This is a genomic window from Rhodococcus sp. P4_F5 (assembly GCF_056401315.1).
Map to the genome: position 1 here is coordinate 37,343 of NZ_JBFUJP010000015.1, position 16,015 is coordinate 53,357.

At 63.0% G+C, this 16,015-nt stretch carries 12 protein-coding genes and 3 pseudogenes; 8 read left to right on the top strand and 7 right to left on the bottom strand.

Going from position 1 to position 16,015, the window contains the following annotated elements; translation table 11 throughout:
- Window positions 1–70: 70 nt before the first annotated feature.
- The 5 genes from AC1DU4_RS09140 to AC1DU4_RS09160 all read right to left on the bottom strand — a co-directional run bounded on the left by AC1DU4_RS09140 (window position 71) and on the right by AC1DU4_RS09160 (window position 5,153).
- Window positions 71–340: a hypothetical protein gene (locus tag AC1DU4_RS09140; RefSeq protein WP_477839103.1), complete on the bottom strand. Its 270-nt coding sequence runs from the start codon at window positions 338–340 to the stop codon at window positions 71–73.
- Window positions 341–744: 404 nt separating this feature from the next.
- Window positions 745–1,011, bottom strand: coding sequence for a DUF3263 domain-containing protein (locus tag AC1DU4_RS09145; RefSeq protein ID WP_477839105.1), 267 nt, complete (start codon window positions 1,009–1,011; stop codon window positions 745–747).
- Window positions 1,012–1,121: 110 nt separating this feature from the next.
- Entirely contained in the window at window positions 1,122–1,580 is a 459-nt protein-coding gene (locus AC1DU4_RS09150) for a RidA family protein (protein ID WP_477839169.1), read from the bottom strand.
- A 378-nt stretch (window positions 1,581–1,958) separates the two neighbouring features.
- The gene (locus AC1DU4_RS09155; RefSeq protein ID WP_477839107.1) at window positions 1,959–3,623 is read right to left on the bottom strand and encodes a PucR family transcriptional regulator; all 1,665 of its coding nucleotides are present in this window, start codon (window positions 3,621–3,623) and stop codon (window positions 1,959–1,961) included.
- A gap of 273 nt (window positions 3,624–3,896) precedes the next feature.
- A complete protein-coding gene (locus AC1DU4_RS09160) occupies window positions 3,897–5,153 on the bottom strand; it encodes an NAD(P)/FAD-dependent oxidoreductase (protein WP_477839171.1) in 1,257 nt (418 codons plus the stop codon).
- Between the two features lie 737 nt (window positions 5,154–5,890).
- Here AC1DU4_RS09160 and cycA point away from each other — a divergent pair.
- The 3 genes and pseudogenes from cycA to AC1DU4_RS09175 form a co-directional block, all read left to right on the top strand.
- Window positions 5,891–7,354 carry a D-serine/D-alanine/glycine transporter gene (cycA, locus tag AC1DU4_RS09165; protein ID WP_477839109.1) on the top strand — a complete coding sequence of 488 codons (1,464 nt, stop codon included), beginning with the start codon at window positions 5,891–5,893 and terminating at the stop codon, window positions 7,352–7,354.
- Between the two features lie 497 nt (window positions 7,355–7,851).
- Entirely contained in the window at window positions 7,852–8,085 is a 234-nt protein-coding gene (locus AC1DU4_RS09170) for a DUF3263 domain-containing protein (RefSeq protein ID WP_477839111.1), read from the top strand.
- Between the two features lie 131 nt (window positions 8,086–8,216).
- Window positions 8,217–8,339: pseudogene (locus AC1DU4_RS09175) on the top strand (WhiB family transcriptional regulator); the annotation flags it as partial.
- A gap of 257 nt (window positions 8,340–8,596) precedes the next feature.
- Here AC1DU4_RS09175 and AC1DU4_RS09180 read toward each other — a convergent pair.
- Window positions 8,597–9,793 (bottom strand): MFS transporter, encoded by a 1,197-nt coding sequence (locus tag AC1DU4_RS09180; RefSeq protein WP_477839113.1) that lies wholly within the window; start codon window positions 9,791–9,793, stop codon window positions 8,597–8,599.
- A 52-nt stretch (window positions 9,794–9,845) separates the two neighbouring features.
- Between AC1DU4_RS09180 and AC1DU4_RS09185 the strand changes: the two genes are divergently transcribed.
- From AC1DU4_RS09185 to istB, 3 genes and pseudogenes are all read left to right on the top strand, one after another.
- Window positions 9,846–10,220 (top strand): MerR family transcriptional regulator, encoded by a 375-nt coding sequence (locus AC1DU4_RS09185; protein WP_477839114.1) that lies wholly within the window; start codon window positions 9,846–9,848, stop codon window positions 10,218–10,220.
- 209 nt (window positions 10,221–10,429) lie between these two features.
- A pseudogene (gene istA / locus AC1DU4_RS09190) lies at window positions 10,430–12,107 on the top strand (IS21 family transposase).
- Window positions 12,104–12,909: pseudogene (gene istB, locus AC1DU4_RS09195) on the top strand (IS21-like element helper ATPase IstB). The pseudogenes istA and istB overlap by 4 nt, the downstream one beginning before the upstream one ends.
- Window positions 12,910–12,996: 87 nt before the next feature.
- Here the strand turns inward: istB and AC1DU4_RS09200 are convergent.
- Complete coding sequence (locus tag AC1DU4_RS09200) at window positions 12,997–13,938, bottom strand: alpha/beta fold hydrolase (RefSeq protein ID WP_477839116.1); 942 nt, start codon at window positions 13,936–13,938, stop codon at window positions 12,997–12,999.
- Window positions 13,939–14,048: 110 nt separating this feature from the next.
- Here AC1DU4_RS09200 and AC1DU4_RS09205 point away from each other — a divergent pair, with 110 nt between their 5' ends.
- Complete coding sequence (locus AC1DU4_RS09205) at window positions 14,049–15,014, top strand: helix-turn-helix transcriptional regulator (RefSeq protein ID WP_477839118.1); 966 nt, start codon at window positions 14,049–14,051, stop codon at window positions 15,012–15,014.
- A gap of 122 nt (window positions 15,015–15,136) precedes the next feature.
- On the top strand, window positions 15,137–15,757 hold the full coding sequence (locus AC1DU4_RS09210; protein ID WP_477839120.1) for a YdeI/OmpD-associated family protein: 621 nt from the start codon (window positions 15,137–15,139) through the stop codon (window positions 15,755–15,757).
- The last annotated feature ends 258 nt before the right edge of the window (window positions 15,758–16,015 follow it).

Genomic DNA, 16,015 nt, shown 5'->3' on the forward strand with positions numbered 1-16,015 from the left:
TGTGACAGTGGTGATTCCCTTCGCATTAAGTGTGTGCCATGAAGGCTGCGTCGTGGCGGGACAGTGCCGTTCAGTAGCCGCCATGGATCGCCATGAAGACCGGCCGCAGCGCGTCCGATGTTCCCCAGACATCGAGCTTCTGCTGGTTATGCGGATCGTAGTAGAGGCCTTCAAACGCGCGCAGTGTGGCAACGGCTTGTTCGGATTGACGGCGGTACCGGGCGAGTATCGATTTGACCAGCTCGGGATTGACGGTGCGCCGAACATCGAACTCGAAGTTGGTCTGCGGATCGGATATCGAGTACTTCGACGTGACAACGCGGCGCGGCAGCGATGTCATGGGCGCCGCGTCCATGTCGCCGAAGTCCGAGGCAGATGCGCGGTGGTGACTTCGTCGTCCAGTGGGTCTCGGTAATCAGCGGAGGCGTACGAGACCATCGCCATCCACCGAGACTGGGCCCGCGCCACGGCGATTGTCCTGACGAACCGCGAGGCGGCTGCCGACAGGCACCGCGGACTGAGCAACTGCGCGCACGCGAGCACGGCGTGAATCACTAAGAAGGGCAAGGGTATTCCTCACTTTCCGTCGAGCGCTCGATGATCGGAGCCGACATCTTCGTTTTGACGTGGGGAGCGAGCTCGACGGCACGCGCCCTGCACCAGCTGGCCATCACTCGGATGTTGTGGTCGAGGGCATCGACGTCGAGACGCAGTTGAGGATATTCGGCTTCCATGACATCGTCCTCACGAGACTTGTGGTGCGGCGTTCATGGTGCGACAGCTGGTGGTGAGTCGGCCACGGCAGATGGTGCGCAGTTGCTGGGCAATGTCGGCGGGAAGGTGATTTGCGGCGCCGGCATTCAGGAAGGCCTCCAGCCTACGGAAGTACTGGACCGGGGTGAGGCCGAACTCGATGAAGATGTCACCCGCCGGACCACCACCCCAGTGGCGCCATTTGAGGGCGAAAGCCATGATGTGCTGGTCGGGCGCGGGCTTCGAGCAGTGCACCATAGTGCTTCCTTTCGTTGGTGGACTTCGGCTGACTACGTGACCACAGGGGACGGACGACGTGGCCGGAGGGCGGTGTAGGAATCGTCGGGGAGGCCTGCGAGATTCGAGGGTCAGGCGATCTCGACGATGAGTTCGACCTCGACGGGTGCATTCAAGGGCAGTTCCGCGACGCCGACAGCTGAGCGAGCATGTACCCCGGCGTCACCGAAGACATTCACGAGCATTTTCGAGGCCCCGTTGATGACGGCTGGCTGGCCAGTGAAATCGTGGGCAGACGCGACGAACCCGACCACCTTCACAACGCGCACAACGGCGTCGAGTCCGACGAGGGCATCGATGGCGGCGAGGGCGTTCAGGGTGCAGATCTCCGCCGCCCTCGACGCATCGTTCACTGAAACGTCTCGACCAACTTTTCCCGGTTGCTCGATCATCCCCTGGACCAACGGTAGCTGTCCTGAGGTGTAGACCAGATTGCCGGCCTGCACGGCCGCCACATACGCACCGATTGGCGCCGCCGCGACCGGCAGGGTGTAACCGGCCTTGCTGAGGATCGCCTCCCCTGTCGTCAAGCGCGCAGGGGCGGCACTTTTCGCGCCGTGGAGTGCATCGGGGGCGGACGGGTTCTCGGACATTGATTTGCTCCTGCTTCGAGTGTTGTTGTCATTTATGGGAATTGGCACATGGCCGGAGAAAGCGTGCCGTCTGAGCTGAGTCGATATGTAGTGCCGAGGACGTCGTCCGATGTGTCCATTGTGCTGCTGGTCACCCAGGATGGCATCGTCCCGACTGCACCAATCGCAGCGGAAATCTAGTGCGGATTCACCAACGAGGGAGGCCTTGGTCGAAAGATGCCTCCCCGTCCGGGATCCGTGGGTTAGCGGTCGGATTTACCTGATCTCAAGCGCGCATTTGTGTTTTGTGCCCCCGGGGTTCATGACGCGGAGCCCCTACGGGATGTCCTCAGACACCTGGTCACCCGGAAGTTCAGTCGCTGCATGATCGCCGGATGATCCTGTGGTGGCGTCACCGGCGGTGAGGTTCTTCGTGGCCTTCGTGTCGTTTCGGGCATCGAGGACCGAGGTGAGATGGATTGCGATAGCAAGGCGGAGTCGGGTCTCGGTCAGGTCGAGCCCGGTGAGGTCGGTGATGTGCTTCATTCTGTAGCGCAACGTATTCGGATGGATATGAAGCGACTGGGCGGCACGCTTCGGTTCGCCGTAGTGTGCGAGGAAGGTGGCCAGAGTGGTCACGTATTCGGTTCCGCGCTCTGCATCGTGCTCGACCAGCGTCTGGACGGGTCCCTCGCCGAGCGGTGGCCCCGTGAGCAGTGCCGCTCGGGCTCGCGCGAGAACGATTTCGTGCCAGGATTCTTCGAAGGTCGTCGCCGGAGCCGCCACGCGCCCGGTGCGAGCCAGGTGAATGAGTTCGGTTGCCTCGGCACGTGACTGGGGGAGATCCTTCGTCGTGTGCGCGGGCCTTCCGGCGAGGACCGCCACGCCACTGTCGTATGCGGATGTCTCGGCGGCCAGTGCATGGAGCCATGCCCAGCTCCCCGCGGTACGCGGCGCCCCACCTTCTGTGACCACGGCTATCGGAACGCCGTCGATGGCAGTGAGGAGTGGCTGTGTCCATCCGTGCCGGCGCATGACCGACTCCCACAGTTCGACCCGATAGTCCGGCGGCTCGTCGGTACCAATGTCGGCCAAGGCGACGACCCGCCATGGGCCTGGAGGTAGTCGCAGGCCGGTTTCGTGGTCGGGTGTGAGCAATGCGGCGCGAAGACGGTCAGCCATAATGCGGCGTGCGGAACCAGATTGGGCGCGCAATCGCAGCAGGTGCAGGGCGATCACCGAAGCGGTTCGGGTCAGCTCGCGTACCTGGTCGTCGGGGACGGGTCCGGGGTCCACGGCCCAGATGGAGCCGAGTAGCTCGCGTCCGGCGCGGATAGGAATGATGAGGCGCGGCAGCACGCCGTCGGGGCCGGCATCGACCCAGATCGGCTCGTCGGACTTTTGAAGTCGTCGGAAGGTTCCGCGGGAGCGAAAGTGGCTGATGATCCGGTCAGGGACGCGACGGCCGACGATGGTGGAGATGCGGGCGGGGTCGGCGGTGTCCTGGAGTTCGGAGTAGGCGAGTACGCGCGAGTCGGCGTCCTCGATAGTTACGGGTGCGGAGACGATCGCGGCGGCAGCGTCGGCGAACGCGAACAGTTCGCCGTAGCCGCTGGGATCACGCTGAATCTCTGATCCCGCGAGTGTCGTGGAGTGATCGAGGATGCTGCGTGTCAACCACACCAGGTGTGTCCACGATGCCTGCGGCTGCAGTTCGACCAGTCCGATGCCCAGTTCGGTGGCGAGGCCGGTTACGTCCGGGTCGTCGGCGAAGGGCGCCTTGAGGATCAGGGCACAGGCGCCGGTGCGGTCTGAGCGATGCAGGAGGTCGACGGCGGCGGCCGTGCTGTCGATTCCGAGTCCCAGGACGAGGCCTCCGGAGTGCTCGAAGGACGGGTCGCCAGAGAGGGTGACGTCGCTGATCTGGTCTCGGTGACCGGAGACAACCTGGCGAAGCAATGCTCCGCCGAGAGAGTCGATCAATGCACTGACGTGGATCATCGGTACTCCTCGGTGCCGGAGGCAACTCGACTGGGCCTGTTCTCGTTCGCTCAGCACACGATCGACGCCCAACCAGTCGGACTCGTGTTCTTACGGTAATGCCCGGCGGGCTGCTGCCGGTAGTCCGATCGTGCGCCGTTAGGCCTGGGTCGGGGGTCCGATCGCAGGCACACGTTTCGGCTCGGAAGTTTGCCGTCGCCTCGACGCGACCTGACGTCTGGCAGGTCGCGTCGAGGGCGACGGCATGTGCCTAGGGATTCATCGCCGCTTGACTCATCGCAGGGGATTGAACGGTGCCAGCTCGGGTGCGGTTCGCCCGGTGGTGATGGTGTCGGCGAGCAGGCGCCCCGTCGCCGGCCCGAGGGTGATCCCCCACATGCCGTGACCGCCGGCCGCGAACACGCGCGGCGATCGGGTCGCTCCGATCACGGGCAGTCCGTCCGGTGTGCACGGTCGTGAACCCACCCATTCGTCGCGCCGCGCATCCAGGTCAGCGCCACGCAGCAACGGCCGCGCGGCCCGCACGATCGCGGCAATCCGCCGCCGATCCAGGGCGGCATCGGGGGCACGGAACTCCATCATTCCGGCGACCCGGAGGCGGTCTCCGAGGGGCGTGCAAGCCACCCGCTGTGCCGGGAAGTAGACGGGCCCCGCCGGAACGTGATCGATCGCGACGCTGAAGCTGTATCCGCGCCCCGCCTGTACGGGAATCCCGACGCCGAAGTCGCGGGCGGTGTCGCCGAGCCACGTTCCGGTCGCGAGGACGACGGCATCGAATCGCTCAACGTCGCCGGTTTGGCTCGAAATGCGCACGGTGCCAACTTCATCGACGACTCCGGAGACATCGTAGCCCTCGCGGATCGTGCCTCCGCGCGCGCGGACCGCCTCCGCAAGACTGTTCACGAAGTCACCGGGATTCATGAATCGCTGGCCGTGTAGCCGGATGGCGGCTCCGACCTCGTCGGACAGCGACGGCTCAACTTCGCGCGCGTCGTCACCGGTCAGGACGTCGAATTCGATGCCCTGACCGGCAGACCGAATGTGCTCGATCTCCTCGAGCAGGATTGCCCGTTCCGCCGGCGTCCGGTACGCAGCCAGAAAGGACTTCGCTTCATATGCGCTTCCCTTCACACCGCCGTCCGCGAGTTCGTCGAACGCGGACAACGCATGTCGGTTGATCCCTACCAACGACTCCATCGCCACGCGCCACCGTGCGGCGGTGCTGTGTCGGGCAAATGATGCCAGGAACCGAATCAACCGAGGATTCAACGTAGGCGGCACATAGACGGGTGAGGACGGGCTGAGCACGGCGCGAACGCCGTATCGGAGCACTGCAGGTTCGGGCAGCGGAGTGCTGATACCGGGCGTGATCCACCCGGCATTCCCCCATGATGCGCCGGCCGCAATTCCCTTGCGGTCGAATACCGTAACCTCGATTCCCCGCTCCTGCAGGAACCATGCTGTCGACAGCCCGACCATTCCCGCACCAACGATGCCGACGCGTTGTGGGGCCGTGGAACTGAGCCTCATGAAGTACCTCTCCTCGAACGTGGTGGCCGTCACACAATCTTCGAATGGGTCGTGCGGTAAGTCACGGTGCTGTCCTTCCAACACTTCGCCTGCAGTCAGTGCTAACAGCACAATCAGCCCCCTGACCAGCGGTGACATGGCCGAGGTCATAGCGGCAGTGTGCGATGCACCTTCGGTGATGCGCTATGAAAATGTGGGCCGAGTTTGCACCGTTTCGTCCGCCGGCGGCCGAAACGGTCCGCTGCGGGGACGTTGCCGAACCTGTGGCTGTGGGTGGAATGGGTGGAACCAGCATTGGTGTCGTAAGACACTGTTGCACTGCGGATTTGGTCAGAATTTGCCGAAACATCGTGGGGTCACCGTGCATCCATGTGGCCTCTCGATTTGATTCGACCGTTGCGCTACGGCCCCGCCGYCCCTACAGTGTGATCCGCGGCACAGACCTCAGGTGCGAGACGCTGAGGCCAAGGGCCGGAACGTCCTTCAGTCGCAGTGAGGGCTTGCGACCACTCTCCATCGGGTAGATGCCGGAGGAGTCTCGATTGGCAATGATCGGAGTTGTCGAGGAGTCGCGGCCGTCTCTTGGCATCCGAGCAGTTGGGAAGCGCACCCGTGCTCTCTCGGGACACCCCAGCTTCGATCGATCCGACCAGTCGAGCCGGGCTGTGTATCGGCGCCGTCCGTGTGCCCAGAGTTGTTGTTGCTGTGCATCGCTCATCCCAACCTAGGAGCATCTTGTGTCCGAGTACACGAAGCCAAGAGTCACGTCCGCGTCAACTACTGACACAGCCGACGAGTCGAACGAGCCGGGGCTGTCGCGGCAACTGTCCAACCGTCACATCCAGCTGATCGCGATCGGCGGCGCGATCGGCACCGGCCTGTTCATGGGGTCCGGCAAGACGATCTCCCTGGCCGGTCCGTCGGTGATCTTCGTGTACATGATCATCGGCACGATGCTGTTCTTCGTCATGCGAGCCATGGGGGAGCTGCTGCTCTCCAACACTAACTACAAATCGTTTGCGGATTTTGCCGCGGACCTGCTCGGACCGTGGGCCGGCTTCTTCACCGGATGGACCTACTGGTTCTGCTGGATCGTCACCGGCATCGCCGACGTCATCGCGATTGCCGGCTACGTGTCGTACTGGTGGGGCTCGCTGCCGTTGTGGATCCCGGCGCTCGCGGCGGTGGCGCTGCTGATCGGGCTGAACCTGCCCAGCGTGAAGGCTTTCGGTGAGACCGAGTTCTGGTTCGCGCTGATCAAGATCATTGCGATCGTCGGCCTGATCGTGGTCGGCCTTGCGATGGTCTTCAGTCATTTCACCGCGCCCGGCGGTGCGGAGGCCTCCTTCGCCAATCTGTGGAATGACGGTGGGTTCTTCCCGACCGGGTTCATGGGCTTCGTCGCCGGCTTCCAGATCGCGACGTTCGCGTTCGTCGGAATCGAACTCGTCGGCACCACCGCTGCCGAGGCCAAGGATCCGGAGAAGAACCTGCCCAAGGCGATCAACTCGATCCCGGTTCGTGTGATGCTCTTCTACGTGGTGGCCCTGGTGGTGATCATCTCGGTCACCCCGTGGCGGGAGATCAGCGCCAACCGCAGCCCGTTCGTGGCCATGTTCACTCTCGCTGGCCTCGGAATCGCCGCCTCGGTGATCAACTTCGTGGTTCTGACCTCGGCGACGTCGTCGGGGAATTCGGGTATCTACTCGACGTCGCGGATGGTGTACGGCCTCGCCCGGCAGGGTGACGCGCCGGCCTTGTTCGGCAAGCTGACCTCCCGCCGAGTCCCGGCCAACGCCCTGTACCTCTCGGGCGTGTTCCTGCTGGCCGGTGTCGTGATGGTCGCAGTCGGAAGCTCGATCATCGAGGCGTTCACCATCGTGACGACCATCTCCTCGCTCTGCTTCATCTTCGTCTGGACGATCATCCTGATCAGCTACATCGTGTACCGCAAGCGCCGCCCGCACCTGCACGAGGCCTCCACGTACAAGATGCCCGGCGGAATCCCGATGTGCTATGTCGTGCTGGCCTTCTTCGGATTCCTGATCTGGGCGTTCACCCAGAAGGAGGACACTCTCCACGCGCTGCTGGTCACTCCGGTGTGGTTTGCGGTGCTGGGTGTGGCATGGGCGATTGTTCGCCGTCGGCCTGTGCAGATGGCCCGCGCGGCGGCCTTCCAAGACGAGACCGGCGAGCGGTGAGCGGTGAGTGCATGCTCCACAACGCCGTCGTGTTCGCGGATCGGTGGTTCTGTGACACGGTGTGCGTCACAGACCACGTCTTGCGCAGACACCGCGTCGGAACTCTGTGCCGCACGGATTCTCCGCCACGGACCTTCTCCCTCCATATCGACGGCGGGCGAGGCTCACGGATACGCCGTCGCCACCGTCTGACCTTCGTCGGCCGCACCGAGCCGCGGACGTCCCGTCACGGACATCCGCACACGATCGGGCCGCCCGGAGCCGAGCAGTCGGGCGGCCGCGCGGCCCGCATTTCACTTGCCCGACAACGCCGTCCAGTCAAGGTGTGATCACCTGGTCGAACAACGCTCTGGCAGCGTACTCACGACCACCACCCAGCAGACTGACTGATTCGTCGACACCCATCCCCGCGATCGCAGACGCCCCACCGCACTCAGGGACTAGCAATTCCCCAGCCGCACAAGCGCACTGACAGCGCAAGCATCCTAGGAGGCATGATGACCGACAACGACCACCTCCTAGCGTTCGCCCTGAAGTGGAGACACTGGGGAGGAGGTTCGTCGGCCGACATCTTTGTGGAGTTCGGCATCACCCCGGCCAGGTACTTCCAGCGACTCCAGGCCTACCTGCACAATGGCGCATCCTCCTATCTGCCGGAGCACGTCGTACACCAACTCGACGCCATCTGCACAACCCGACTGGCTCATCCCGGCCTCCGCCGCGACCATTGACGCGCAGGAGTGTGACAGTGGGACGCAACGGCCCCCGAGAGGACACCACCGCGATGCCCGGACCCCTCCCACCCCTCCCACCCCCTGTCAGCGAGGTATGGGACTGGCGACTCCGTGCCCGATGTCGAAACATGGACCCCAACCTGTTCTTCCCCCGAGACGGCGAGGAACGCGGAGCGCGGGCCCGCCGCGAACGTGACGCCAAGGCCATCTGCGCAGCATGTCCTGTCCTACCGTCATGTCGACTCCACGCCCTCACTGCCCGGGAACCATTCGGAGTCTGGGGTGGTACCACCGAAGCCGACCGGTATCAGATCTCGAGACGACGCGCATCATCCGTTCCGAGATACCAAAATTCAAGCACTGCAAGGTAAACCAATGCCTGGTCGGGTTGACCGCGATGGCGGCCTTCGGCCACGGATGCCATCGAGGCCTCCTAGCGGCCTACCCTGCCCGTCGACCAGGTGGCGGCCTTCGACGGACAACGGGGCGTTGGTGTGCGTCAGGTCCTTCACACGGCAGGAACGGTGTCGGACTTCGGCCACGCCGCCTTGTCTGGGGTTTGACAGGTCAGGGCCAACGCGGCGATGGTGAAGGCAAAGCCCACCCAGAGCGTGGCGCTGAGGTCCCCGATTCGGTAGTAACTTCGGCCGCCGATCGCCGTTGCTGCCGCGATCCCCATCGTGATCGCAGAGGTGTGAAATGTGTTGACAAGCATTGTCGGTTGGGCGACTGAGAGGACGCGATCGACGAGCAAGGAGTTGAGTGCGATTCCCGTTCCGCCCAACAAGATCGTGGCCAGTGCGACGATCGCGACATCGTCTGGGCCGGCGAGGTAGAGCACGAGTGCCAGGAGCTGCGTTGCCAGACCCGTCAGCAGCCATCGACGGGCCGAGCCGGGCGTGATGCGGCCTGCGAACGCATTGGCCGTCAGAGCAGCGACACCGAAACCGAGCATCACCCAGGTCGATGACACCTCACTCAAACCGCTCCGCCGCAGGATGGGGTCGATGAACGCAAAGGCCGCGAACGCGCCGCCGATGGTCAGAAAGCTCGCGCCGTAACGAACCCACAGTGCGCCACTACGCAGAGCACGACTGCCGCCGTCGGCGCTGTCGGCCGCCTTCTCATCCGGGCCCAATGCCGGCACGGTGAACATGACCACTGCTGCCATGATCGCCGCGCCCCCGCCCAGTACGTAGAAGGAGACCCGCCACCCGCAGAACGTGCCGACCAAGTGGCTCAGCGGCAGACCGAGCAGCGTCCCCGCCATGAGTCCGGCCAGGATGACGGCTGACGAGCGGGTCTGCTCCGACTTACTTCCCAACCGCATGCCGATCGACAACGACATACCGAATGTCGCCCCGGACAGTGCTCCGGTCACCGCCCGCAGCACGAACAACGGACCGGGCGAGCCCACCGTGCCCGCGACCGCCTCGGTCACCGCGTATGCACCCAAGACGAGTACCAACCCCTGCCTGGCGGGCAGCCCGCGTAGCAGCCACGCAACCGCCGGGCCGCCCAGACCCATGCCGAGGGCGTACACCGTGACCAGCATGCCGAGCGTGGCGGGCGCGTCATGCAAGTCCGAGGCCATATCGGTCAACATCGCCGCGACCTGGAACTCGCTCGTGGTGACGACGAACAGCGTGATCGCCAATACGACAACAGGTACACGCCGAGAGAAGGAATCCATGGCGCCGATCATCAACCTTAAGATCAATGTGAAGGTCAAATTCCCGAGGTAGGAAGGTCGCGTCGTGCGTATCGGAGATGCAGCTAGCCAGGTCGGAGTGCCCACGCACCGTCTTCGACACTACGAAGCCAGCGGTCTGCTCGAGCCGGACCGCTCAAGAGCCGGCTACCGCGACTACACCCCTGCCCACGTAGCGCGTGCCAAGCAGATCAAGGCACTGCTGGACGCTGGGTTCAACACAGGCGACATCACTGTGATGATGCCCTGCCTGGAACCGACCCCAGACGACGATCGCAAATGCTGTTCGGTCACCCGGGCGCGGCTCACCGAACGCCTTCATGAAGTGCGTCAGCGCCGAGAACACCTACAAAGGACCGAATCCGCGATCGCAACATGGCTCAACTCGGCATCGGATCCCTCGATCGAGCCGACGCGCTGAAAATGTCTGCTGGCGGGGTTGCTGTGAACCGTTGGACTCAACTCACCCTGACACGCAGTGTTTGTGACAGCTTGATTCGAGACCGCTGTGACGGCTTGATCCAGACCCATCTGCGACTCGCCGCAGCGGTGGTGACGGTTTGAACCGAGCCCACCTCAGTGTTGGTGGYATCTGGTTGTTCAGATGCCAGCAGCTGGTGGAGGGCAGTGATGGAGACTCGGATGGAGTTGTTTGCTCGTATCCGGAGAGATGCCCGGGTCGAGGGGTATTCGATTCGGGAGTTGGCTCGCCGGCATCAGGTCGGCCGGGCGACGGTGCGGATGGCGTTGGCGCACGCGCAGYCGCCGCCGAGAAAAGTTCCGGTGCGTTGTTCACCGAAGCTCGATCCGTTCAAAAACGCGATCGACGTGATGCTCACCGCTGATGTCGACGCACCACGCAAGCAACGTCACACKGCCCGCCGAATCCTCGCCAGACTTGCCGACGAGCGTGGGGCGCAAGAGCTGTCGTATTCGACGGTGCGTGATTACGTGCGGGTCCGGCGAGCGCAGATTGACGTCGAAGCTGGACGCCGTATCGAAGTGTTCGTCCCGCAAGAACACGCTCCCGGCGCCGAGGCGGAAGTCGATTTCGGTGAAGTGTGGGTGATGCTGGCCGGGATGAAAACCAAATGCCACATGTTCACCTTCCGGCTCTCGTACTCAGGGAAAGCTGTGCACCGCGTTTACTCAACGCAAGGGCAGGAAGCGTTCCTCGAAGGCCATATCGCCGCGTTCGACGAGATCGGTGGTGTCCCGACCCGTCACATCCGATACGACAATTTGACCAGCGCAGTGCAGAAGGTGATCTACGGGCAATCTCGTGCTCGGGTGGAGAACCAGCGATGGTTGCTCTTCCGTTCGCACTTCGAGTTCGACGCGTTCTACTGCCAACCCGGCATCTCCGGAGCACACGAGAAAGGCGGCGTGGAGGGTGAAGTAGGCAGGTTCCGCCGAAACAGGTTGTCCCCGATGCCGGTTGTCGACTCACTCGATGAGCTCAACGAGAAGATCCGCGCCTGGGACACCGCCGACAACAACCGCCGCATCCACAACCGAATCCGGACCGTTGGGCAGGACCTCGCAGCAGAGACACCGCTCCTGCTGCCCGCTCCAGACGAAGAATTCCACCCCGGACTGTCCTTGACTCCCCGAGTCGATCGCAGCGCACTGATCACCGTCCGGATGGCGAAATACTCTGTCCCATAACGTTTCATCGGAAGACAAGTACGGGTGTCGCTGCGGGCGTCGGAAGTAGTGGTCTTCGACGGCCGGACGGTAATCGCACGTCACAGGCGCGTCGTCACTCAAGGCGGCCAAAGCCTCGATCTCGACCACTACCTGGAAGTGCTACGCACCAAACCCGGTGCGCTACCAGGAGCGAGCGCTTTGGCCGCAGCCCGCAGAAATGGAACATTCACCTCGAGTCATGACGCGTTCTGGGCTGCGGCCCGCAAAACCGACGGCGACGCCGGCGGAACCCGCCAATTCATCGATGTCCTGCTCCTGCACCGCATCATCGATACCGATGACGTAATCGCCGTCATCGAAGCGGCCTTGACCGTCGGCGCGGTCACCGCCGACGTCGTTGCAGTCGAAGCCCGTCGGCACTCGTCATCGAAGATCGATGCGGGTGGGTCTGTTTCAAGCCGTCATCTCGTTGCTCGTCGTGGCAGCGGTGAGCAACGTGTTGTCAGCCTAACCCAACGCCGTCTCGCCGATCCAGCAGCGGTCATCGCCGGTCTACCGGCCCGACTCACGGCCACTCCCCAGTGTTGATTGCTACGACCAGCTGCTCCGCTTGCCTACCCGCGCCACAACACACAGCACCGAAGGAACAGGAACATGAGCCGACCCAGCACATCGATCTCCACCACCCTGCGCCGCCGCGGACTGACAGAAGAAGCCGCCACCGCCGCAGTCGACCAAGCCTGCCGGAGACTGCGGCTTCCCACCATTCGCGCCGTCATTGCCGAGGCCGCCAGCTCCGCACACAAAGACCAACTCTCCTACTACGGTTTCTTGGCTGAGCTTCTGCTCTCCGAATGCGACGACCGTRACCGCAGAAGTGTCGTCCGACGGATCAAGGGCGCTGGCTTCCCACGCGAAAAGTGGCTCTCCGAATTCGATTTCGACGCCAACCCCAACATCAACCCCGCCACCATCGGCACCCTCTCCACCGGCGACTGGATCCGCAAAGGCCAACCCCTGTGCTTGATCGGGGACTCCGGAACCGGGAAATCGCATCTACTCATCGGGCTCGGCGCCGCGGCCGCCGAGCACGGTTACCGCGTCAAATACGTCCTCGCCACCCGACTGGTGAACGAACTCGTCGAAGCCCCGACGAGAAACAACTCGCCCGCACGATCGCCCGCTACGGCCGAGTGGATCTGCTCTGCATCGACGAACTCGGTTACATGGAACTCGACAAACGAGGCGCCGAGCTGCTTTTCCAGGTGTTGACCGAACGGGAGGAAAAGAACTCCGTCGCCATCGCCTCCAACGAATCGTTCTCCGGCTGGACGAAAACGTTCACCGACCCACGACTTTGCGCCGCCATCGTGGATCGGCTCACCTTCGGCGGCAACATCATCGAAACCGGCACCGACTCCTACCGACTCGCCCACACCCGAGCTCAGCAATCCGCTTGATTCATACACAAGGTGGGTCCGGATCAAGCCCCCTACTGGACCTGAATGAGACTAACATTTTCACTGAGACCGCACCTAGCCTTGAAACTATGTGGCATCCTGCCGTTCCAGCCAGTTCAAGATCGCTTGGTTGGTCTCATCGGGTCTTTCTTGCTGGATCCAATGACCGCAGTCGAGATTGACTACTTCCACATTGGGCACGAACTCTGTCAGGTTCTCAGCCCTCGCGATCGCGTCACGGTCGCCGTAGATCATGAGTGCGGGCTGTTGGATAATCGGGTCCACCTCCGCCAGCAAATGCCAGTTGCGGTCAAGGTTCCTGTACCAGTTCACGCTGCCCGTGAATCCTGTCGATTCGAAGGCGGAGACGAAAACGGCCAATTCGCTATCGCTCATCAGAGGCTCACCGAGTGGCGTCTCTGCTCTGGCGAGATCGATCAGCGCCATACCCGGCTGAGGCTCCCTGAGGGGTTCGTTCTTCCGGTACAGGTTGCGGAGGAACCGGAAGGTGTTGTCTTCGAACACGGCGTCCGCGACGCCCGGCTGTCGATTGAAGTGGACGAAGTAGAAGTCACCGCCAAGCACGGCTTCCATGAACTCAATCCAGGGCTGCTCTCCGCGATCCTGGTAGGGCAGGCTCAGGTTGATCACTTTGTTTACCCGGCCCGGGTGCAACAGGGTCAGGCCCCACACGACAAAGGCGCCCCAATCGTGACCGACAAAGGTGGCATCTTCGTAGCCGTAGTGATCGAGAAGTGCGATGAGATCACCCGCCAAATGTTCGATGTCATAGTCCGTCACTTCGGTCGGACGTGATGAGTTGCCGTAGCCGCGCTGGTTCGGGACGATGACGTGGTAGCCCGCCTCGACAAGGGCGGGCACCTGGTATCGCCAAGAATAGGCGTGCTCTGGCCATCCGTGACACAGCACGATGGGTTTCCCGGCATTGTGTCGCCCTGCTTCAAAGACTTCGAGTTCCACGCCGTTGACTGGGATAAGGACGGGCCTGGGGAAGTCGGATGGATTCACGGATGCTCCTTTGAGTTGAGTACCGATCTCGTGTCTGGATCGACCGGTTGCTCCGACGATAGGGAGCATCGTGGACACATGAAGTCCTAGATCGCTGGCAATCTGAAGAAATGCGGAACGATCCCACAGGCCGAGCACTGCAACTGCTCTCGCTCCTTCAGACCCATCGTTTCTGGCACTGTGCCGAACTTGCCGCACGACTCGATGTCACGCAGCGGACGGTGCGCCGCGACATCGATCGCCTACGCGACCTTGGCTATCCGGTCGATTCCACGTCCGGAAAATACGGGGGCTACCGACTTGCAACGGGGGCGCACGTGCCGCCCCTGATCCTCGACGATGACGAGTCCGTGGCGGTAGCCGTCGGACTGCGCTACGCCGCCGAGGCCGCCATCGGAGGCATCGAAGAAACGTCGCTGCGCGCGCTGACGAAGATCGAAACACTCCTGCCCCATCGACTACGCCGACGTGTGTCGGCACTGCATTCGAGCGTCAGTTCCATGCGGCGGGCCGACGACGACGTCGTCGACCCCGAAGCACTCAGTGTGCTCGCTGCGGCATGTCGCGACCACGAGCACGTTCGTTTCGACTACCGGCGAGGTGATGGCGAGAGCAGCAGACGGCTCGTCGAGCCGCACCGCCTTGTCACGGCGGGACGTCGTTGGTATCTCGTAGCATGGGACCACCATCGTGCGGACTGGCGAACATTTCGACTGGACCGGCTCTCGGAGCCCTGGCTGGCAGGCAGTCATTTCACGCCACGCGAGATCCCGGGCGGTGACGCGGCAGGCTTCGTCGCGAGATCAGTCGGCTCGCCACCCCGTCACCACGATGCAAAACTCGCCATCGAAGCCACGTTCGCCGACCTCGAGGGCGTACTCAGATGGATTGACCACACACCGATCGATGTGGCAGCGGACCGCTGCCTTGTCCAGATCCGCAGCGAAGATCTCGGCAGGCTCGCCATGACGGTTGCGCGCATTGCGCTCACCGCCCCAGTGGTCGTCATCGAACCAACCGAGCTCGCCGACACCGTCAGTCGGCTCGCCCTTCACCTCAGGGTCTCGCCACCATGACAGTCAGAAGAGGATTGCGCGACAAGACCATTCATGTCCAGGTTGCCGCGGGGACGTGTTCCCTGCGCAGGCCCCTCGTCTATCGAGACACGTATCCGTTTCCCTCTGAGCTTGGAGAGTAAGTGACCAATTCGAAATCATCGCCACCGGCTTCCGTCCACCCCCCAATGTGGAAGTTCGACTACCCGATCATCCACGCCGAGACTCGGGAACAGTGGCGAACTTGGTTGACGGACAATCACACGTCAGCCCGAGGTGTGTGGTTGTGCTCCTGGCGCACCACCACCAGCCGACCACGCTGCCCTTACCCTCAGGCCGTCGAGGAAGCCATCTGCTTTGGTTGGATCGACTCCACCAACACCATCTTCGACGAAGAGCGCAATTTGCAACTGTTCACGCCGCGTAGACGCAAGAGTTCCTGGACCCGACTCAACCGCGAACGCGCAGCCGATATGGAGGCGCGTGGCCTCATGACCGCTGCTGGTCACCGTGCCATTGCTGCCGCGAAATCCACTGGTTGGTGGACGATTCTCGACCAAGTCGAAGACCTCGAGGAACCATCTGACTTGCAGGCGGCGCTGGACCGGGACCCGCAAGCTCGAAGCAACTGGGACAGTTTTCCGCCCAGCGCCCGCAAACAGATGCTGTGGTGGATCGTCTGTGCCGCTCGAGACGCAACACGGGCAGGTCGAATCGCCCATATCGTCAACAAAGCGGCCATCGGTCAACGTGCCCGCGGCTGATCCGCGATTCGACCGCGTCCGGTATGAAGGCCGGTCATCATCTGCCCGCGAGGGTCTCCCTCGGCGGAGAATCCAGCCACAGACGTTCTCTGGGCTGGCGAGGTCGATCTCGGTCTCGATCATCACCCTGAGCCGGCGGCGAACTTTTGTGCGCTTCTCAGGAACCCTGTCCGCGCTCTTGCCCGCTAACTCAGGGTCAAGCAAGCGGATTGCCTCGACCACCGCGGCGGCAACATCATCGAAACCGGCACGGACTCC